Genomic DNA, 20685 nt, shown 5'->3' with positions numbered 1-20685 from the left:
TAATGTATTAAGCTAATGGATACTAAACTTTTAATCTTGACTGGAAATATTGTTGAGAGACCTAACCCAATTTACAATTAGCCCGTCCGGCTGATTGAGGACAAATTGATAGTAGGTCCTCGTTCAGAGTGTCCCAACGGTTAAGACCTAAAGTCTTAAGCTTGGTAGACACTTACGAACCAATCTTATAGATAAAGTATCTAAAGGATGGCAAGTTTAACTGAGCGGCTATTTAATATGGTTCAAAATATAATATGGTGATGATGGCATGAGGGATACACCTGTTCCCATACCGAACACAGAAGTTAAGCCTCATTACGCTGATGGTACTCGGAGGGTGACCTCCCGGTAGAGTAAGAAATCGCCAAATAATTTAAGAGCTGGTCAGATGACCAGTTCTTTTTATTTACATAATACACTTGACACGAAAACTCGCTTCTTTTAGAAGCTCTTCCGTGCTACCGCACTTCATTTTCGGCATAAACACCCGAAATCAACGGGTGTTTATGTATACCGAACATAGAAGTTAAGCCCAACTACGCCGATGGTACTCGGAGGGTGACCTCCCGGTAGAGTAGGAAGTTGCTAAATGATTAAGAGCTAGTCAAATGACTAGTTCTTTTTTTGTACAGATTGGTTATGAAATTTCTTTTTTTCACCTTAACTTTTTTGATCGGCCTTAATCGGCCTATGTATAGCAACTTTATTAATCTTTGTAAATTTATGAAAACTTATGTATAAAAAATTACAATCCCTAGATTAGTTTGACAAAAAAATGTTTATATGATAAGTTATTGTAGAAAGCTTATGTAAATAATCCATTTTGGAAAGTACACTTATTTACTTAAGTTTATAAAAAAATTCTAATTAATGATTATTATAGTTCAAAAAGTTAGGTTTCGCCTAAAAGTACACCTTTTTGGATTGTTTTTGGCGTGCCTTTAACACTTACACTATAATAAGCATTAATTTTTTTGTGTCTAAATTTAAGTTTTTTACTTTTTTTTAGGAAATGGAGGTTTTAATGATTCGCTCTTATGAATGTATTGATAATCCAGAAAGACCTATTAATAATAACGAGATTTTGACCAACCCTAAGCTTATGGCTGATTATGCCAAGGATGGAATATATATTTCCTTGCCGGTAGTTCCTATCATTCCTCTTTGCCTGGGTGTAAGTTTTGAGAATGGACGCACTGCTTATCCTATTTATGAAAAAATTTCTGATGTAAATTTAAATATGGACTACAATAAGGATGAATATAAGGCTATGCTAAAGGCTCTTGAAATTTTAGGAGTAGATAAAACCGTAATCGAAATTAGAGGGCCTATTTCTGTTTTGGATAATCTTTTGGGTGCTACAAAGGTTATGAAAGCCATGAGAAAGGACAGAGACACTTTAAAAAAGATTTATGATAAGCTTAGAGAAATATATATAGAATATATAAAAAAACTTCTTGATAAAGGTGTTAAAGTATTTAGTTTTACAGAAAGCATACTAGACCCTAAACTTCTAGGACCTCGCGAAGTTGCTAACTATGTGGATGATTTTTTAATAAGTTTCTTAAAAGATATTGAAAAATTGTTTTCTGAATATAAATTCACCCTACATCTATGCCCCAAATCTAGCTTAGTACTAGTAGATTTGGCTAAGGCAAGTTTTGTGCCTTTAGGCTTTGAGAATCAGAAAAAATACATAGATATCCTGTTTGAAAATCCATATGTTTTTATGGGGGACAGGTGTATAAATCTCTCAGATAAAGAATTCAATAAGGTTAATAAAATAGTTTTAAAGGAGGATTAAGTGCCAAGTAAAGAAGAATATTTTGAAAAAATGGCCAATATGGTTATCGAGGAAGAAGATGAGGAAATAGCAGATCTTTGTAGAGAATATCTAGCAGAAGGATATGACCCACAAGAAGCGATTTTTAATGGGCTTATCAAAGGAATGAATGAAGTAGGAAAACTTTTTGAACAAGAAGAATACTACATTTCCGACTTATTGATTTGCTCAGATGCAATGTATAACGGCATAGAAGTTTTAAAAGAAAAAATAGAAACTCATGAGGAAAATAATGTAGCAACAGCAGTAATAGGTGTTGTTGAGGGCGATACCCATGATATAGGAAAAAATCTTGTAAAACTTATGTTTGAGATCGATGGATATAAAATGATTGATCTGGGAAAAGATGTGCCAGTAGAAAAATTTGTGGACCAAGCAATTGCGAATGATGCAGATTTTATAATGATGTCCACCCTAATGACAACAACTATGGGCAATATGAAAAAAGTCATTGATATTTTAAATGAAAGAGGCATCCGCGATCAGTTTAAGGTAATGATAGGTGGAGGACCTGTTTCAGAAAGTTTTGCAAAAGATATTGGCGCAGATGCTTATAGTGAAAATGCAAATGAAGCTGTAAAAGTTGCTAGAAAATTATTAGAAAAATAAATGCAAATAGAAATAGTAAATCTTGGCATAAAAATAGAAGCCGGTAAAAAAAGCATCCTACAAAGCCTGGTTGAAAATAATATAGAAATAAATAATTTTTGCAATGGTAGAGGAACTTGTGGCAAGTGTAAGATAAAAGTTTTGCAAGGAGAAATAAATCATTTAACAAAGTCAGAAGCAAACTTGCTAAGTGATGAAGAAATAAAAGAAAATATAAGGCTTGCTTGCCTTACTTATCCTAAAACTGACATAAAAATATCAATAGCAAATATAAATTCAGATATAAAAGTCCTAGACCAAGGGCAAATTCCAGAATTTAAAATGAATACAAGAAAAGGACTTGGAATAGCCCTAGATATTGGAACAACAACTATTGCAATTAATTTAATAAATTTAGAAAATGGAGATATTTTAGATAAAATTTCAGCAATCAATCCTCAAAGTAAATATGGTTTGGATGTGATGACTAGGATTACATATGAATTTGAAAATGAAAATGCTATTAAAAATTTACAAGAAATCATTATACAAAAGATAAATGCAATGATAGATGAAATTTGCATAAAAAATAATCTGGAAAAAGAAAATATAAGGCAAATAATAGTTGCCGCAAATACTACTATGCTTCATATGTTTTTAGGCAAGGATGCAAGAACACTAGGAAAATATCCTTATAAAACATCATTTGTAAAAACGCAGGAAATATTAGCCGAAGACATAGGAATAAATTTAAAAGCAAAAATATTTACCCTAGCCAATGTGTCTGCTTTTGTGGGCAGCGATATAGTTGCTGGAGTTTACCTAACCGATTTAAAAAATAAAAAAAATACTCTCTTTATAGATATAGGTACAAATGGCGAAATAGTTTTAAAAACTAAAGATAAACTATATTGCTGCTCAACAGCTGCAGGCCCAGCCCTAGAAGGGATGAATATAGAATGCGGGATGCGAGCAGAAAGTGGAGCCGTAGAGCGAGTAAAAATAGAGAATGAAAAAATTTCCATAAAAAGCATAGGAGATACAAAAGCAAAAGGCCTTTGTGGTAGTGGTTTACTAAGTGCGATTTCAGAGGTGCTTGCAAATAATTTTGTAAATAAAAGAGGACGCATAGTAGACCCTAGCAAGTTAGAAGAAAATGATTATAGAAAAAAATATATAAAAGAAGATGAGAAAAAAGGTCGAATCATCATTCTAGATGAAAATTCAAAAATCTATCTAAGTCAAAAAGATATAAGACAAGTGCAACTTGCTAAAGGGGCAATCTTATCAGGATTTATAACTCTTTTAAAGACTGAAAACATGGAAATCTCAGATCTAGAATCAGTAATAATAGCAGGTGGCTTTGGTAGTCATCTGAAAAAAGAAGATATAACAGGAGTGGGAATTCTGCCAAAACAAGCAAGTGATTTAATAACTTATGTAGGAAATTCATCCTTAATAGGAGCCTATATGGCACTTATGAACAATGAAATCATAAATCAAATGGAAATCCTATCAAGAAAAATCCAATATATAGAACTATCCACAACAGAAAATTACGAAAGAACATTTGCAAAAGCAATGCAATTTAATTAGGAGAGAATATGAAAAATTTTAAAAAATACTTTTTAGTTTTTGCCTTACTTACAACATTTACTCTTACATCTTGTAATAATGAGGCTAATAAAGAAGTGCCAAAAACAGAAACTAGCCAAGAAGAAATAGCTGAAAATCCTCAAACTACTAATGTAGAAATTATTTTTTATGACAAAGTAAATGATAAGGAAATTTTAAAGGAAAATGTTGATCTTGATAAAGATGGTTTGCAATCATATCTGGAAAACAATCACAAAGCAAAATTTGAAGATGGAATGATGACTGAGCTAGAAGGCATTAGCCAAGATGCAAATAAAAATCAATATTGGATGTATTATGTAAATGATGAAATGGCTGATGTTGGTATTGGTGATTATGTTCCAAAAGATGGTGACAAAATAGAATTTAGATTTGAACAAATGTAGATGGATACCAAAAAATTAACTAGGCTAGCTAGTCTTTGTGCAATATGCGTTATTACTAGAATAAATTTTTCCCTAATCCCCAATGTTCAAATACTTTCTGATATAATTTTAATCCTTGCCATAGATGGCAAACTTGATGAATCTTTAATAGTAAATGCTATAACAATGACTGTAACTAGTTTTTACCTAGGATTTGGTTATTGGGTTTTATTTCAAATACTAGACTTTGGGATACTGGCAATAATTAATTATTTTTTGTTTAATAAAGTAAATCTTGTAAAAAATAATATTAGCAAGGCAAGCGCTCTGGGGATTTCTGGATTTTTATATGGTCTGATTATAACGCTAATGCAGGTTTTTTTAGTAAGTGGTAATAAATTTTCCTTTATGGCTCTTTATGCAGGCTCGATTCCTTTTGATATTAACCATATGATAGGAAATGTTGTCATATACTTACTTTTGATTAAAAAATTAGAAAAATATATAAGTGGAGAGAAGAGTTTTAGAAAATTATATTAAGGAGGGTCTGTGGATAAAAATAAACTAAAAAATGAGCTTTCAAATTATGAAATTCAAATGACATCTGCCGAAAGATCCAAGGCTTATTTTAATGGCGAAAAAGTAGATCATTTGCCATTTAATATCATGAGCCTAGATCTTGTTTATGGGATGAATATGGGCTATAGCCTAAAAGAAACTGAAAATATCGATAATCTTATAAAAATAATTGAAAAAAGGACTGAAGAATACAAAATATATGGCATATCTGAAGGACTAAATTTGCGTGCTATGGGATACGCTTTAGGATCTACTGGGATTTTTCCCGAAAATGATACAGATCATGTAGATCATTATCTAATGGAAGATGAACTTAACATGGATTTGTTGGAAATACCAGATCCATATAGCAATGAGCTTTTAAAAAAGAAATTAGAAAATGCTAAAAAGTTAAAAGAACACTTTCCAGACCATCCTATTTCAACTTTTGTGGCAGGCCCTATGTCTACAGCAGTTGCTATTAGACCCATTAGTAAATTGTTAAGAGATTTAAGAAAAAATCCAGAGGGAGTAAAAGAACTTTTAGATTTTTGTGTAAAAGCCAATATGGCTTGGGCAAGGGCCTTTAAAAAAGAGTTTGGACCGGTCAAAATAATGATTGCAGATCCGGTAACTTGCGATGATATTTTAAGTCCAAAGCAAATAAAAGAATTTTCTTACCCATATTTAAAGAAATTGACATCAAATCTTTATAAGCTAAATGAAATAAAACCAGACTTACATATTTGTGGCCATACCAAAAAACAATGGGAAGATCTTAAAGAATTTGATATAGAATCTTTTAGTGTAGATAATTGCCATGATTTAGCCCAGTGTAAGGAAAAAATCCAGGATAAATTAAGTTTAATGGGCAATGTGCCACCAGTTGAGGTAATGAGAAATGGCAGTATAGATGATGTCATAGAAGCTGTAAAAACTTGTATAAAAAAGGGTGCAGATAATAAAGGTGGATACATCTGTGCAACAGGATGCGGAACACCAGCTGGTACACCAAAAGAAAATATAGATGCTTTTGTATATGCAGTTAGAAAATACAGCAAGGATGCAAAAATAGGTCAAATTCCACAAACAGTTTACCAGTAAAAGGAGGAAAAATGGATAAAGAAGAACTTTATGAAAAAATGAAAGATTATAAACCTGATATGACTTCGGCAGAAAGAATCGGAGCATATTTGAGTGGGCAAAGAGTAGACCATATTCCATTTGCTATTATGAGTACTAATAGAATAATTGCAAATGAATTAAACTATACCATAAAAGATATGGAAGATATTGATAAATTATCAGACATTATTCAGTACAAATATGATCATTACAAAATAGTTGGTTTGACAGAAGAATTAAGCTTAAGGACTATGGGCCATGCCCTTGGATCAAAATTAATTTTCCCAGAAAACGACATAGATTACATAGAAGAGTTTCTAATGGAAGATGAGCTTGATATGGATTTAGTTTCTATTCCAGATCCATATACAAATGAAGTTTTAGCTCCTAAACTTGAAAGAGCGCGTAAGCTAAAAGAAAGATTTCCTCATATGTCCATAGAAACAGAAATACCAGGGCCTATTACAACAGCGGCAGCTATAAGACCAATTGAGAAACTTTTAAGGGACTTAAGAAAGCAACCAGAAAAGGTAAAAGAACTCTTAGAATTTTGTATAAATGCAAACATGTCATGGGCTAAGGCTTTTAAAAATGAATTTGGCCCATCAAGTGTCATGGTGGTAGACCCTGTAGGATGTGATGATATTTTAAGCCCAAAACAGGTAAAAGAATTTTCACTTCCATATTTAAAAAAACAATTACATCTTTACTATCAGCTAAATGAAGTAAAGCCAAACTTACATATTTGTGGACATACCAATAGACAATGGCAATATTATAAAGATTTAGATATAGATTTTTTCAGTGTAGATAATTGTGAAAATTTAAGAGATTGTAAAGAGGAAATAGAAGATCAGCTAATAGTTGTAGGAAATATTCCACCAGTAGAAGTAATGCTTAATGGTAGCATTGATGAAGTTATAGCATCTGTAAAAGACTGCATCAAAAAAGCTGCAGATGCAAAAAGTGGATATATTGCAGCAACAGGTTGTGGATCACCAGTTGGCACACCAATAGAAAATCTGGATGCTTTTATATATGCAATCAATAAATATGGCAAAGATGCCAAATTAGGCGAGATGCCTAAGGCAATTAATGAATAGGAGAAAAGATGGTAAAGTCTAAAAATAAAAAATCGGGTGGCTATGCCTTAATACCGTTTTTGGTATTTATAGTAATTTACTTTGTAACAGGTATTATTTTACAAAATCAAGGTGTTGACATGGCCTTTTATCAAATGCCAGCTCCCGTTGCAGCATTTCTTGCAGTAATAGCAGCCTTTATAATGTTTAAAGATGACCTTAATACAAAATTTGCAAATTTTATAGCAGGTTGTGGAAATGAAGATATTATTTCAATGTGTTTAATATACCTGCTAGCAGGTGCATTTTCAGCAGTTGCAGAAGCAAGTGGTGGGCGAGATGCAGTTGTAAATTTAGGTCTTAAATTTATACCGCCTAGTCTAATAATTGCAGGAATTTTTGTGATTTCAGGTTTTATGGCAACTGCAACAGGTACATCAGTTGGAACAGTATCATCACTAACAACAGTAACCATAGGTTTAGCTCAAGGAGCAGGATTAAATAGTGCAATGAGTCTTGCAGCCCTTGTTAGTGGATCAATGTTTGGAGATAACCTATCAATTATTTCTGATACCACCATAGCCTCTACAAAAACTCAAAATGTAAGCATGAAAGATAAATTTAGGATGAATTTAAAAATAGCCTTACCGGCTGCCATTATTTCTATAATATTATTTATAGCATTGGGTAGACCGGACTCAACTGTTCCTATCCCAACAGGTCCTGTAGAAATAATAAAAGTACTACCATATTTATTGGTATTAATTACAGCCTTAATCGGCGTTAATGTATTTGTTGTATTAACCAGCGGTATTTTATTTTCAAGCTTAATTATGCTCTTTCAAAATGGATTTGATATTATAGCCCTTTCAAAACTAATTTATGAAGGTTTTGCATCAATGAACGAAATTTTCCTACTATCAATGATGATAGGAGGGCTGTCTTATATGGTAAATAAAGAAGGAGGATTAGACTTTGTTAACGACAAAATATTATCCTTTGTAAAAAACAAAAAAACTGCAGAAATTGGTATTTGCCTAATAGTATTTTTAATGGACATTGCCATTGCAAACAACACAGTATCAATTGTAATAGCAGGACCAATTGCAAAAAGACTTTCAAATGATTATAAGGTAGACCCTAGAAGAGCAGCTTCACTATTAGATATATTTTCTTGTGTTGGCCAAGGGATAATTCCTTATGGAATCCAATTACTTGTGGCAGCTAAATTTACTGAAGGATTACTAGCACCAGTAGATATTATGCCTTACTTATTTTACCAATATTTACTAGCAGGCTTTGCAATCATTTCAATATTTATAAGATTTGCAGAATCAAAAGATCCATGGAATTATGAATACGATATGCCAGAAAGCCAAGTTTTGGAATTAAATAAATAAAAAATTAGGGAGATACTATGGACTTAAATTTAGCAAAGCAGCTCTCATATGATTTTTCCGATAAGATAGAGATTCTTCTCAATGGGAAAAATCATTTTGTTTTTAATGACTTTGATGATAATTTTTTATATCTTAATAGGGCTAAGCTTGCCATAAATTGTGTGGGAGACTCTTTATTAGTGCGTTCATCTAATAGAGAGCTATTAGATGAATTAAAAAATAAGTATTCTAATTATCCAGCAGCTTGGTTTATGGAAGTGCCCAACTTAATTGAGTTACAAAAAATTGTAAAAAATTATAATATGTCACTTCAAAATATGAGTCCTGTTTTTGTACCATCTAGGGGATTTAAGAAAATAGAATCACAATTTTCTTTTTCTAGGATAAAGGAAGAAGACTTCAATAAATATGAGGGAGTGAGTGATTTTGCCTTAAGCTATGAAAATGGAGTTTGTGATCAAAAGTTAATATTAGCTTATTTTGATCATCAAAAACTAATTTGTATAGCTGGAGCTAGTGAGAATTCAAAATATTTATGGGAAGTTGGAATCGAAAAGTTTGATAACAAGCCAATATATAATAACTTAGCAAGTGATTTGCTAAATTGCATGGCTGATATTATAAGAAATGAATATCCCGATATCTCTCTTATATATACAACACAATTTTCTCATACAAGGTCTATTAATCTTGCAATTAGGGCGGGTTTTGAAATGGGATTATCTGTGATTGTTGCAAACTAAAAGAGTAAATCTAATTTAAGATTTACTCTTTTTTTATTATGAAGCAATAGTTACTGTTGTAACCACACCGTTTTTAACTTCTACTTTTAAACCTAATCCTGAATCTTTTACGCCTTTATAATATTCTACAAATTCATCTGCTGTAAAATATTCTGGTTCTGCCATGCCACTAACCGCTTGGAAAGTAGTATCGCTATTTATTTTGAAATTATAAGCGCCTTGGCTGTATTCTTCTGCATTGTCGTAGCTATTAGGATCTACTAGGTAGTCAATTGTTCCTTCAGTTGTTAATGTTTCACCATCAATTTTTATATTTGAAATGTTAGCAAGACCCATTTGTTCATCACGAGCTCCACCTTGAGAAGAAACAAGACTTGATACAAACATACCATTACGGTCTTCGTATTTGATGTCATTGTTAGATTGTGATTGATTTTCCTTGCTGTCCTTTTCTTTAGCAGGCTCAGCGTTGTTATCTTTTGTATTTTCTTTATTATCTTGTTTTTTTACATCAATTGTTGTTTGTTTTTGTTCTTTATTTTCAGATTTAGAATCTTTGTTTTCAGAGTTTTCCTCAGGTTTTTCTGCTACTTTATTAACTTCCGCTGGCTTATTATCTTGACTATTTTCTTTTATAGACTCATCGATGACATCAGAATTACTTTCGCTAACTTCTTGATTTTCAGCAACGCTAGTTTTTGGTGAATCTGTATTTGTACATGCAGCAAGGCTAATTACCATAAAAGCAGCAAGTAGAGTTTTATTTAAAGTTTTAATTTTCATGCGTATCCTCCTTGATTTATTTTACCATTTTTTGCTATAAAGTAAATATTAAATGGCTATATTATCAACAATTGCAAAGAATTATAAAATTGTTATTATTTTGTTAATGTATTATTTTATAGCTTTATAATTGCTAAAGATGCTCTATTTATGAGGTGATTTTTACCTTTGAAATTTCACGAGAGATTAGATATAAAATTATTTATAAATATATATAAAATAGCTTGTGGACAATAAGTGACTTAAAAAGTATAATTAATCTTAACACACGAGAAATTCCATTAGTGAAAATGGTTTGAGGAATTACTATGGATATTAGAGAAAAATTAGAGATTCTTGCGGATGCGGCTAAGTATGATGTTTCTTGTTCATCGAGCGGATCTAATAGGAAAAATAAAAATAATGGCCTTGGCAATGGGTCAATGGGTGGGATATGCCATTCTTATTCTGAAGATGGAAGGTGTATTTCACTTTTAAAAATCCTTATGACCAATGCTTGCATATATAATTGCGAATATTGCATAAATCGTAGGGAAAATGACACTTTGAGGGCAACTTTTAGTCCTGAGGAAGTGGCTAATCTTACTATGAATTTTTATCGCAGAAATTACATCGAGGGACTATTTTTATCCTCTGGGATAATAAAAAATCCAGATTATACCATGGAAAGATTGGTTAAAGTTGCAGAGATTTTGCGATATAAATACAATTTTAATGGATATATTCATATGAAGGCTATACCTGGAGCTAGCCAAGACTTGGTCAAAAAGATGGGGCTTTTGGTTGATAGGATGTCTATAAATATTGAACTACCTAGTCAAAAAGCCCTTTCACTATTAGCTCCTGAGAAAAAAATCGCAGATATAACAAGGCCTATGGGTAATGTAAAAAATGAAATGATGGTTTATGGGGAAGATAGAAAGAAATTTGCTCACACTCCAAAATTTTTGCCAGCAGGTCAAACAACACAAATGATAATTGGTGCAGGCCGTGAATCTGACCTTGAGATTATAAAAACCAGTGAGAAATTATACAATAATTATGCCTTAAAACGTGTATATTATTCAGGATTTGTACCAGTTGTAAAATCAAAATTTACTCAAGGCATTGACAAAGCTCCACTTTTAAGAGAACACAGGCTTTATCAGGCAGATTTTTTGATGCGTGGCTATAGGTTTAAGGCTGATGACTTGCTTTCTAGCAATGATGCAAACTTTGATTTATCAATAGATCCAAAGAGCAATTGGGCCATAAATAATATCGAAAAATTTCCGATTGAGATAAATACGGCTTCATATTTTGAGTTGATGAAGGTACCTGGATTTGGTAGGACTTATGCAAACCGCATCATCGAGGCCAGACAATTTAGAAAACTAACTTATGATAGCCTAAGGGCCCTTAAAATTTCAACAAAAAGAGCCAAACATTTTATTTTGGTAAATGGAGTTTATAGGGGGCTAAAATTCAGGGATAAAAATGACCTAAAAGTTTTGATGAGTGCAGCAGATACAAAGAATTACCAGCAACTTTCAATGTTTGATGTGGGATAAGATGATTTATTATTACGATGGGACCCTGGACGGGCTTTTTTCAGTTATATTTGAAAAATATAGTCAAATAGGTAGCTGCGAGATAAAAACTGAAAGTGAGCAGGTTAATTTTTTGGAAAGTGAGATAATAAAAACTGATTTAGTAAAAGCTGAACGAGTAATTACAAGTATCAGAGAAAATATTGGCGAGGAATTTTTTGCTGATTGCTTTAGGGTTTTTAAATCTATTCACCCTAAGAAAGAAGAAATAATTGCGGTGACCATAAAATCTTGCCTAATTTATGGAAATTCTTATCTAGGATCTGCAAAAAAATCTGCAGTTCTATTTAACAGAATAGTCCACAATTTCAACCATGAAGTCCATGCTTACAAAGGATTTACAAGATTTAGAGAAATACAGAATAATTATCTTTTAGCAGAAATTACTCCAGAAAATGATGTTTTGCTCCACATCACCCAGCATTTTTTAAAAAGAATGCCAGCTGAAAAGTTTGTAATTTATGATAAAAACCGCAAAAAAGCAAGTCTTTGTGAGTATGGACAATATGATGAAGTAGAAATCTTGGAAATGAATGCAGTAGATAGCGAAAAAGAAGCAATTTTTAAGGATGCCTGGCGAGGCTTTTATGATGCTATTGGCATAGATGAGCGAAAGAATGAAAAATTAATGCAAGCCAATATGCCAAAAAAGTATTGGAAGTATTTGCCTGAAAAAAGTGATTGTTGATTTAAAGGTGGAAATTTTGGAAGATTTAATTTTAAAATTAAAAGAAAGATTTGAAAAAAACAAAGACCGTCATCCAAATATAAAGTGGGATGACATTCAAAATAAGCTAGAAATTGATAAAAAATTGTTAAAAACAGTTCGTGACATTGAAGGAACTGGAGGAGAAATCGATGTCTTTGAAAGTAAAATTTTTGATGGGCCTGTATTTTTAGATTTTGCAAGCGAATCTCCGAAAGGCCGCCGCAGCCTTTGTTATGATAAAGAAGCGCGAATAAATCGTAAAAAAAATGCTCCTGAGTCTTCAGTAATTGAAGAAGCTTCAAAAATGGGCATAAAAGTCTTAAATGAAGATCAATACTATGCTTTACAAGAAAACTGGGACTTTGATTTAAAGAGCTCATCTTGGATATTAACTGATAAAGGAATAAGAGACTTAGGTGGAGCTTTGTTTTGCCAAAAGAGATACAAAAGGACTTTTACCTCCCACAACGGAGCAGACTCTTACTACTCATCACGTGGTTTTAGGGCTTATGTAGAGATTGATTTGTAAGATAAGTTTTCCAATGACATTAGCATTTTATTTTGGATAAAATTGCTATAGGGACTAGCGCTTGCTGGTCTTTTTTATTAAAAAAATTTATTAATATTCTTTACCCAAAATTAACCCAGTCTTATGCTATAATCATAGTAAAATGGAGGTAATTATGCGTGTTTTAGTCGTAGAAGACGATTTAGATTTAATAAATTTACTAGAAGAAGGTCTAACTATGTATGGTTATGCTGTTGATAAGGCTACAAATGGCGAAGAAGCTATAGAAATGGCCTATATAGAAAATTATGATATTGTAATCCTTGATATAAATTTGCCAAAAAAAGATGGTTTTGAAGTCCTTGATGAAATTAGAAAATTTAACCAAGAAGTAAATATCATTATGCTGACTGCAAGATCTGATATTGACGATAGGGTCAAGGGTTTAGATTTTGGAGCCAATGATTATATGGTAAAACCTTTTGATTTAAAAGAGCTTGATGCTCGTATGCGTGCACTTTTGCGCCGCAAGTCGGTGACAGAATCAACAATACTTGAAGCTGGAAATATGAAATTTGATACAGCCACTCGTGAGGCCTTTGTTGATGATCAAAAAATAAATCTGACCCAAAAAGAGACTGGAATTTTGGAATATCTATTTTTAAATAAGGAAAGATTTGTATCTAGTGAAGAGCTAATTGACCATGTTTGGGACTCCAATGCCGATAGTTTTTCAAACTCTGTTCGCGTTCATATGTCATCATTAAGGAAGAAAATTAAGGAATTAAGCGGTGAGAATAAAATTCAAAATGTAATTGGCAAGGGTTATAGGATTTATGAAAGCTGATAAAGTTTACAAATCCATAGTTTTTAAGCTAATCACTGCGGTTGTAATTATTTTTATATCCATGATTAGCATTACAAACTACATGATCAATCAAAAGCAAATCCAAATGACTGAAGAAATGCTAAGACAAATTGAAAAATATATGCCATCTTACAGCAATTCAGTGGTGGTAACTGTAAATAATGCTCACTTGCAATCAACTGCAGACTTTAGAATTTACACAATTGTAGTGACTGGCATTGTCATCATAATTGGGTCATTAATATTTGCACTTATTATTTCAAAAATTTTAGAGCCACTTAAAAAGTTGCAAAAAAATATTGCAAAAATAGATATAAATAAACCAGAAACTTTTTCTGAGAAATTACTTATAGAAGATGGATCTAGCGAAATTGTTGATCTTTCAAAAAACTTTAACCAATTAATGGCAAGAATCTATAAGGACTACAGAAAGCAAAAAGATTTTTCTGCAAATGTCGCCCATGAGCTGCGCACCCCAGTTGCAGTTATGAAAGCTCAAGTCGATGTTTACAAGAGAAAAAATATTAGCCCAGAAGAAGCTATATTTATCGAAAAAATCGATCAAAATGTTGAAAAATTAAAAAGCTTAATCGAATCTGTTTTGATGTTTTCAAAAAACCAAGAATTAAATATTACAAAGGTTTGTCTGGGAACATTAATTGAGGAAATATTATTTGACCTAGAAGATAGGATTGCCAGCAAAAATTTAAATGTGAACTTTATTAAAGATGAAGACTTGTGTATTCAAACTGATGATGCCCTTCTTCAAAGACTATTATTTAACATTATTGAAAATTCTATCAAATATAACAAGGAATATGGATCTATAGATATAATCACAAAAAAGGAAAAAAATCGCACAATAATTGAAATTGCAGATACTGGCATCGGTATGACTGATGAGCAAAAAGAAAGAATTTTTGATCTTTTTTACCAGGCAGACAATTCTAGATCGGGCGAAGGTTTTGGTATAGGGCTTGCACTTTCAAAACAAATCGTGGATTCACTTGGTGCTGAAATCAAGGTTTTAGACAATATACCATCAGGAAGTAAATTTATTATTTCATTCTTAACACAAAATTAACATTTTATTTGCTATCATTATTTACGAGGTAAAGATATGATAGAAAAGGACAAAAAAATAATTAGCAAATTGTTACTAATGATCTCTATAAGCTTTGTGGTATATGGAGCTTATAGGGGTGAAGTAAATAGTGTATTTACCAAGGCAATAAACCTGTGTTTGGAGTGTATAGGCATTGGATAAGATAAAAAATATCAAACGCAATACTATCCAAGCCCTCACCGCCTTGGCTTACAATTTTCATATACCAAATTTTTTTAAGGGCAAAATTTACAGCGGAAGCACAAAAAAATTATGCTTTCCAGGACTTAATTGTTATTCCTGTCCAGGAGCTGCAGGATCATGTCCAATAGGATCTTTGCAAGCAGTCATGGGGTCAAAAAAATATAAGTTTTCATATTACGTTTTTGGCATGATGGCATTTTTTGGAGTAATGGTCGGACGTCTCATCTGTGGTTTCTTCTGTCCCATGGGATGGTTCCAAGATTTACTACATAAAATACCTAGCAAAAAACTCTCCACAAAAAAGTTAAAACCCCTAAGATATATAAAATATATAATATTATTTTCCCTGATAATAGCCTTATCTTTTGTGATGCGCGGCAGATATGAAGTAATTCCTCCCTATTTTTGCAAATATATCTGCCCACAAGGAATAATAGAGGGAGCCATTCCCCTTGCTATTAAATCTCCTTCATTAAGGCTAGCTTTAGGAAATCTCTTCAACTTAAAGCTTGGGATACTTGTTGCGACAATAATATTATCGATTTTATTTTACAGACCATTTTGTAAGTGGATTTGCCCACTTGGTGCATTTTATTCATTCTTCAATAAATATTCATTTTATCAAATGGATGTTAATAAAAATAAATGTATCGACTGCGGGAAATGCGCAAAAGTTTGCAAAATGGATGTAGATATAAGAAAAAATGATGCACACTTAGAGTGCATTAGGTGTCATGAATGTACAAAAGCTTGTCCGACAAAAGCCATATCTTCCTCTTTTATACAAAGGAGCGAAAATGAGAAAAGCAAATAATATTTATACTATTATCTTGCTGGGGCTTGCCCTAGCAGCTTGCCAAAACAATAGTCAGCAAGCAAGTGATGAAAAAACGAAAAATGAAACAAAAACTGAAATGCCTGCTGAAAATAAAGATCAAAATGCAGACGAAAAAGAAATGCCAGAAGCTAACAAAACAGACACAAAAGATGAGTCTAAAGAAGCTAACGATGAATCTGATAAAGACATGACTATGGAAGAAACAGACCCAACAAAAATGGCAGATAAAAAAACTCTTCCAAACTTTACAGCAAAAGACCAAGACGGAAATCCATATAGCAATGAGGATATTGCAAAAAATGATGCAACTGTAATAAACCTTTGGTTTACAGGGTGTTCAGCATGTATTGAAGAAATGGATGAAGTAAATGATTTGGCAGATGAACTTAAAAAAGAAGATGGGGTAGATTTTGTTTCAATGTGTACAGATGTTAACTACGATGAGTCCACCAAAGAAGCCTATGAGAGAATTATAAAAGATAAAAAGCCAACTTATAAGGCCCTTGCAGTAGACTATGAGGGAGATATGAAAGAATATCTAGAAGGCATCTTTGTCTATCCAACAACAATCGTAGTTGATAAAAACGGAAACATAATAGGTGATCCAATCGAAGGAACCCTAGTTTCAAAAGATCAACAAGCAAAATTAAAAGAAAATATAAAAAAGGCCATAGAGTCATCAAAAGCATCCAAATAGGGTGCTTTTTTATTTTACAAATAAAGTTGATAACAATAATCATTATTGGGTATAATAAAAATAAGTTGGCAAATATCTGAACTAAAAAATGAAAATAACCCATTAGGAGGGATTTTATGTTAGAATTAATGGAATTACCTTATGAATATGACGCCCTAGAGCCAGTTATATCAAAAGAAACAATGACATTCCACCACGATAAACATCATAAGACTTATGTAGACACAGCAAATGAACTTTTAGAAGGAACAGGATATGAAGAAAAGAAATGTCCAAAATGCCTATTAAAAGCAATCGATGATATTACAGATGATGCTGATAAAAAACAAAAACTTATCAACAACCTTGGTGGAGTACTAAATCACAACCTATTCTGGAATACAATGAAACCAGGCGGATCAAGCGAGCCTGTTGGTGAATTAAAAGAAGCCATCGATAAGAAATTTGGTTCATTTGAAGAATTCAAAAAAGAATTTGAAGCAGCAGGAAAAGGACAATTCGGTTCAGGATGGGCATGGTTAGTACTAAATAATGGAGAATTAGAAATCATTTCTACAAAAAACCAAGATAACCCAATTCTTGAAGGTAAACAAGGTATCCTAGGCAATGATGTTTGGGAACACGCTTACTACCTAGACTATCAAAACGCTAGACCAAAATACCTAGAAGAATGGTGGAAAGTTGTAAACTGGGATGTAATTGAAGAAAGATACCAAAAAGGTGGTACTTGCAAATAATAACTTAATTTTATAAGAAATGAAACTACTGGTTAACCCAGTAGTTTTTTTGTGATTTCCTTTGGTGTAAAATTATCATAATATTACATTAATGTTAAAAAATGAAAAAATATTTGGAAAATACTTAGATTTATGATAAGATAAAAAAACTTTGAAAACGTATTTCCTTTTGCACGAAAAAGTGATATTATATATTTAATATAAGGAGCTTATATTAAATATATTTTTTTAGGAGAGATTTATGGGACGTATCAAAAGTATTGGGCTTATACCAAAATTACTTATTGCAATTGCTCTAGGTGTTTTTGCGGGAGCCAGCCTACCAGTTAGTGTTATTAGAGTAGCAGTTACGTTTTCAAAGATTTTTGGTTCACTTTTATCCTTTATTATTCCATTGATGATTTTAGCCTTTGTTACCAAGGGGATTTCTGATTTGGGTGAGGGAGCTGGGAAGTTACTAGCTATAACAGTTTTAATTTCCTACCTATCAACACTTGTTGCAGGTAGTCTATCTTACATAATGGCAAGTAATGTTTTTCCAAAATTTATTAGTAGTGACCAAATAGATGCAATAGTATCTTCAAATTCAGATAAGCTAGAACCATATTTTACAGTGCCACTTACACCATTTTTTGATGTAACAAGCGCGCTAATATTTGCTTTTATGATGGGGATCTCTATTTCTTGGTTAAAGAGAAATAATAGTGGAGATGTTTTATATAAGGCGGTATCTGAGTTTAACGCAATTATTGTAAAAGTTTTAGAAATAGCAATTATACCAATTTTACCATTTTTTATATTTGGTAACTTTGCAGAAATGAGCTATTTAGGATCAGTAAAAGCTGTTTTAGGAATATTCTGGAAGATATTTATCTGTATAATCATCCTACACTTGATTTACGTTACCTTTATGTTTATCATCTCAGGGTCATACACAGGTAAAAATCCATTTGCTATGCTAAAAAATGAAGTTAAAGGCTATGTAACAGCAGTTGGTACTCAGTCTTCAGCAGCAACAATCCCAGTAAACTTACAATGTGCGGCAAATAATGGAGTAAGTAGAGAAATAGCAGACTTTGTTGTACCACTTGGGGCAACAGTTCACATGCCAGGATCTATGATAACCATTACAGGATGTGTGTTTACTATTCTTTACATGTATAACTTGCCACACTCATTTGGCTTAATGCTTTCACTAATTGCAACCTTAGGTGTAGCAATGGTTGCAGCACCAGGAGCACCAGGTGGAGCAGTAATGAGTGCCTTACCATTTTTACCAATGGTAGGTATAGCACCAGAATCAGCTATGGCAGGGCTACTAATATCTCTTTACCTAACCCAAGACTCATTTGGAACAGCAGCAAATATTTCTGGGGATGTGGCTATAGCAAACGCAGTTGATAAAGTTTATAATAAGATAATATTAAAAAACAAAAATTGGAAACCAATCCCAGTTATAAAAAATCCAAAATAAAAAAAGGGATAACCTTTGCAAAAATTAAATCAAGCTAGCATAATATAATTGTGCTAGCTTATATTGTTAAAAAAGATAAGGAGTAATTATGGCAGTAAATGCTTCAATATTTGATATTATAGGGCCAGTTATGGTAGGCCCAAGCTCTTCGCACACAGCAGGAGCTGCAAAAATTGCAAATGTAGCAAGAAAAATGGTAGATCCAGGTTTTAATGAAGTAGAATTTTATTTACATGGATCATTTGCCAAAACTTATAAGGGACATGGTACAAACAGAGCCCTAGTTGGTGGAGTTTTAGGCTATGGACCAGAAGATGATAGGATTATAAATGCCTTTGAATATGCTGATGAAGCAGGAGTTGGCTATAAATTTATAGAAACAGACCTAGGAGAAGTTCACCCAAATACTGTTAGAATGGTATTTAAATATCCTGATGGCAGAACTCCAATTGATATTCAAGGATCATCAATAGGTGGGGGAGCTATCGTAATAAATAAAATTTATGGAAACCCTATAGAATATTATGCCCAAAGACCAACCCTATTTATGGCCTATGGAGAGCAAAAAGGAATTATAGCCTTTGTTTCAAATATTCTTTATAGCGACGGTTATAATATCCACGAAATGAAAACAATAAAAGATGGCGATGATGTAATGCTAGTTTGTCAACTAGATGAGCCACTAAATGAAGAAGCCCTTGAAACAATTAGAAATGGTAAAGACTTTACCTTTATTAAATATATAGATTAGGATTAAAATATGATCACTAAATTTGAATTATTAAAAGAAAGATGTGAAAAAGAAAATGCAAGTCTTTGGGAACTTTCAATCAAAGATGAGATAGAAAATACAGGAAGAAGTGAAGAAGAAATCTTTGACAGACTCCAAAGAACCCTAGATGTTATGAAAAACTCATCACATGCAGCCCTAGAAGTACCAGTAGTTTCAGTAACAGGCATGACAGGTGGGAATGCAAAAGTAATGAATGATTATTTCCTAGGTGGAGATACAGTTTTGGGAGATACAGCAGCAAAAGCAATGGCAATGGCCCTTTCTACAAGCGAAGTAAATGCAGCCATGGGTCAAATTGTTGCAGCTCCAACTGCAGGATCATCAGGGATTTTGCCAGCAACACTTATGATAATGTATCACAAATATGGCTATGATGATCAAAAATTAAAAGAAGCTATGCTTGTAGCAACTCAAATGGGCCAAGTAATCTTTGATAATGCAACATTTGCTGGGGCAGAAGGAGGATGTCAAGCAGAAACAGGATCAGCATCAGCTATGGCTGCAGCAGCAGTTTGCTATTTAAGAGGATATGACATAAAGACCCAAGAAAACGCAGCAATATGTGCCTTGCTAAATGTAATGGGTCTTATCTGTGACCCAATAGGTGGGATGGTAGAATTCCCATGCAATATTAGAAATGCAAATGGAGTTATGAATGCTCTTGCAAGTGCTGATATGGCAATGGCTGGAGTAAAAGTATTTGTAACATTTGATGAAGCAGTAGATGCAATGAAGAGAGTAGGAGATAGTCTACCATCAGGCCTTCGTGAAACTGGAGAAGGTGGTATAGCAGTTTGTCCTTCTGCTCTTAGACTGCGTGAGAAATATATTGATGGAACAAATTAAAGAAAAAAATTAAATATAAAAATTGTTTTTATTTCCCTAATGCTTTTGATGTTGGGGAATTTTTTTGAAAAATTCTTTAAAAAATTTTTATTTAGTAATAGAAATAATATTTTATTTACGAAAAAGCTTCGTTCCCGGGGAGCAGGGCCGTAGGGGTTGCGGAGACCCCTTTGGCCCTTCCCCGGACCCCCGACC

General features: G+C 32.7%; 22 protein-coding genes and 1 rRNA gene. 22 read left to right on the top strand and 1 reads right to left on the bottom strand.

The window, feature by feature from the left end:
• Positions 1-253: 253 nt before the first annotated feature.
• From rrf to JNO63_RS07650, 10 genes are all read left to right on the top strand, one after another.
• Positions 254-370, top strand: a 5S ribosomal RNA gene (rrf, locus tag JNO63_RS07695).
• A 654-nt stretch (positions 371-1024) separates the two neighbouring features.
• Positions 1025-1804, top strand: a complete 780-nt coding sequence (locus tag JNO63_RS07690) for a uroporphyrinogen decarboxylase family protein (RefSeq protein WP_203128212.1) — start codon at positions 1025-1027, stop codon at positions 1802-1804.
• On the top strand, positions 1805-2452 hold the full coding sequence (locus JNO63_RS07685; RefSeq protein ID WP_203128210.1) for a cobalamin-dependent protein: 648 nt from the start codon (positions 1805-1807) through the stop codon (positions 2450-2452).
• Positions 2453-4027 carry an ASKHA domain-containing protein gene (locus tag JNO63_RS07680; RefSeq protein ID WP_203128208.1) on the top strand — a complete coding sequence of 525 codons (1575 nt, stop codon included), beginning with the start codon at positions 2453-2455 and terminating at the stop codon, positions 4025-4027.
• An 8-nt stretch (positions 4028-4035) separates the two neighbouring features.
• Positions 4036-4452 carry a DUF4430 domain-containing protein gene (locus JNO63_RS07675; protein WP_203128201.1) on the top strand — a complete coding sequence of 139 codons (417 nt, stop codon included), beginning with the start codon at positions 4036-4038 and terminating at the stop codon, positions 4450-4452.
• Entirely contained in the window at positions 4453-4971 is a 519-nt protein-coding gene (locus JNO63_RS07670; RefSeq protein ID WP_203128199.1) for a hypothetical protein, read from the top strand.
• Between the two features lie 9 nt (positions 4972-4980).
• Complete coding sequence (locus JNO63_RS07665; protein WP_295883043.1) at positions 4981-6093, top strand: uroporphyrinogen decarboxylase family protein; 1113 nt, start codon at positions 4981-4983, stop codon at positions 6091-6093.
• 11 nt (positions 6094-6104) lie between these two features.
• Positions 6105-7217: a uroporphyrinogen decarboxylase family protein gene (locus JNO63_RS07660; protein ID WP_203128197.1), complete on the top strand. Its 1113-nt coding sequence runs from the start codon at positions 6105-6107 to the stop codon at positions 7215-7217.
• An 8-nt stretch (positions 7218-7225) separates the two neighbouring features.
• Entirely contained in the window at positions 7226-8596 is a 1371-nt protein-coding gene (locus tag JNO63_RS07655; protein ID WP_203128194.1) for a Na+/H+ antiporter NhaC family protein, read from the top strand.
• 17 nt (positions 8597-8613) lie between these two features.
• Complete coding sequence (locus tag JNO63_RS07650; RefSeq protein ID WP_203128192.1) at positions 8614-9339, top strand: hypothetical protein; 726 nt, start codon at positions 8614-8616, stop codon at positions 9337-9339.
• A 36-nt stretch (positions 9340-9375) separates the two neighbouring features.
• Here the strand turns inward: JNO63_RS07650 and JNO63_RS07645 are convergent, their stop codons facing one another.
• Positions 9376-10122 carry a hypothetical protein gene (locus tag JNO63_RS07645; protein WP_203128190.1) on the bottom strand — a complete coding sequence of 249 codons (747 nt, stop codon included), beginning with the start codon at positions 10120-10122 and terminating at the stop codon, positions 9376-9378.
• Between the two features lie 308 nt (positions 10123-10430).
• Here JNO63_RS07645 and JNO63_RS07640 point away from each other — a divergent pair, with 308 nt between their 5' ends.
• From JNO63_RS07640 to sdaAA, 12 genes are all read left to right on the top strand, one after another.
• Complete coding sequence (locus tag JNO63_RS07640; RefSeq protein WP_203128188.1) at positions 10431-11672, top strand: putative DNA modification/repair radical SAM protein; 1242 nt, start codon at positions 10431-10433, stop codon at positions 11670-11672.
• A gap of 1 nt (position 11673) precedes the next feature.
• The gene (locus JNO63_RS07635; protein ID WP_203128186.1) at positions 11674-12399 is read left to right on the top strand and encodes a TIGR03915 family putative DNA repair protein; all 726 of its coding nucleotides are present in this window, start codon (positions 11674-11676) and stop codon (positions 12397-12399) included.
• 16 nt (positions 12400-12415) lie between these two features.
• On the top strand, positions 12416-12949 hold the full coding sequence (locus JNO63_RS07630) for a DUF4256 domain-containing protein (RefSeq protein WP_203128184.1): 534 nt from the start codon (positions 12416-12418) through the stop codon (positions 12947-12949).
• A gap of 154 nt (positions 12950-13103) precedes the next feature.
• On the top strand, positions 13104-13775 hold the full coding sequence (locus tag JNO63_RS07625; RefSeq protein ID WP_203128182.1) for a response regulator transcription factor: 672 nt from the start codon (positions 13104-13106) through the stop codon (positions 13773-13775).
• Positions 13765-14880, top strand: coding sequence for a sensor histidine kinase (locus tag JNO63_RS07620; protein WP_203128180.1), 1116 nt, complete (start codon positions 13765-13767; stop codon positions 14878-14880). Before JNO63_RS07625 ends, JNO63_RS07620 begins: the two co-directional genes overlap by 11 nt.
• Positions 14881-14916: 36 nt before the next feature.
• Positions 14917-15063: a CD1871A family CXXC motif-containing protein gene (locus JNO63_RS08755; protein ID WP_274379870.1), complete on the top strand. Its 147-nt coding sequence runs from the start codon at positions 14917-14919 to the stop codon at positions 15061-15063.
• Positions 15056-15919: a 4Fe-4S binding protein gene (locus JNO63_RS07615; protein ID WP_203128178.1), complete on the top strand. Its 864-nt coding sequence runs from the start codon at positions 15056-15058 to the stop codon at positions 15917-15919. The genes JNO63_RS08755 and JNO63_RS07615 overlap by 8 nt, the downstream gene beginning before the upstream one ends.
• Complete coding sequence (locus tag JNO63_RS07610) at positions 15903-16640, top strand: TlpA family protein disulfide reductase (protein ID WP_203128176.1); 738 nt, start codon at positions 15903-15905, stop codon at positions 16638-16640. The genes JNO63_RS07615 and JNO63_RS07610 overlap by 17 nt, the downstream gene beginning before the upstream one ends.
• Positions 16641-16756: 116 nt before the next feature.
• A complete protein-coding gene (locus JNO63_RS07605) occupies positions 16757-17377 on the top strand; it encodes a superoxide dismutase (RefSeq protein WP_203128174.1) in 621 nt (206 codons plus the stop codon).
• A gap of 241 nt (positions 17378-17618) precedes the next feature.
• Entirely contained in the window at positions 17619-18851 is a 1233-nt protein-coding gene (locus JNO63_RS07600; RefSeq protein ID WP_203128172.1) for a dicarboxylate/amino acid:cation symporter, read from the top strand.
• 88 nt (positions 18852-18939) lie between these two features.
• Positions 18940-19602 (top strand): L-serine ammonia-lyase, iron-sulfur-dependent subunit beta, encoded by a 663-nt coding sequence (gene sdaAB / locus JNO63_RS07595; RefSeq protein WP_203128170.1) that lies wholly within the window; start codon positions 18940-18942, stop codon positions 19600-19602.
• A 9-nt stretch (positions 19603-19611) separates the two neighbouring features.
• Positions 19612-20490, top strand: a complete 879-nt coding sequence (sdaAA, locus tag JNO63_RS07590) for an L-serine ammonia-lyase, iron-sulfur-dependent, subunit alpha (RefSeq protein ID WP_203128168.1) — start codon at positions 19612-19614, stop codon at positions 20488-20490.
• Positions 20491-20685 lie beyond the last annotated feature (195 nt).

Origin of the sequence: Anaerococcus sp. mt242, assembly GCF_016798225.1 — a bacterium.
In the GTDB taxonomy this organism is placed as follows: Bacteria; Bacillota; Clostridia; order Tissierellales; family Peptoniphilaceae; genus Anaerococcus.
This window is presented reverse-complemented; position numbering and strand designations above follow the sequence as displayed.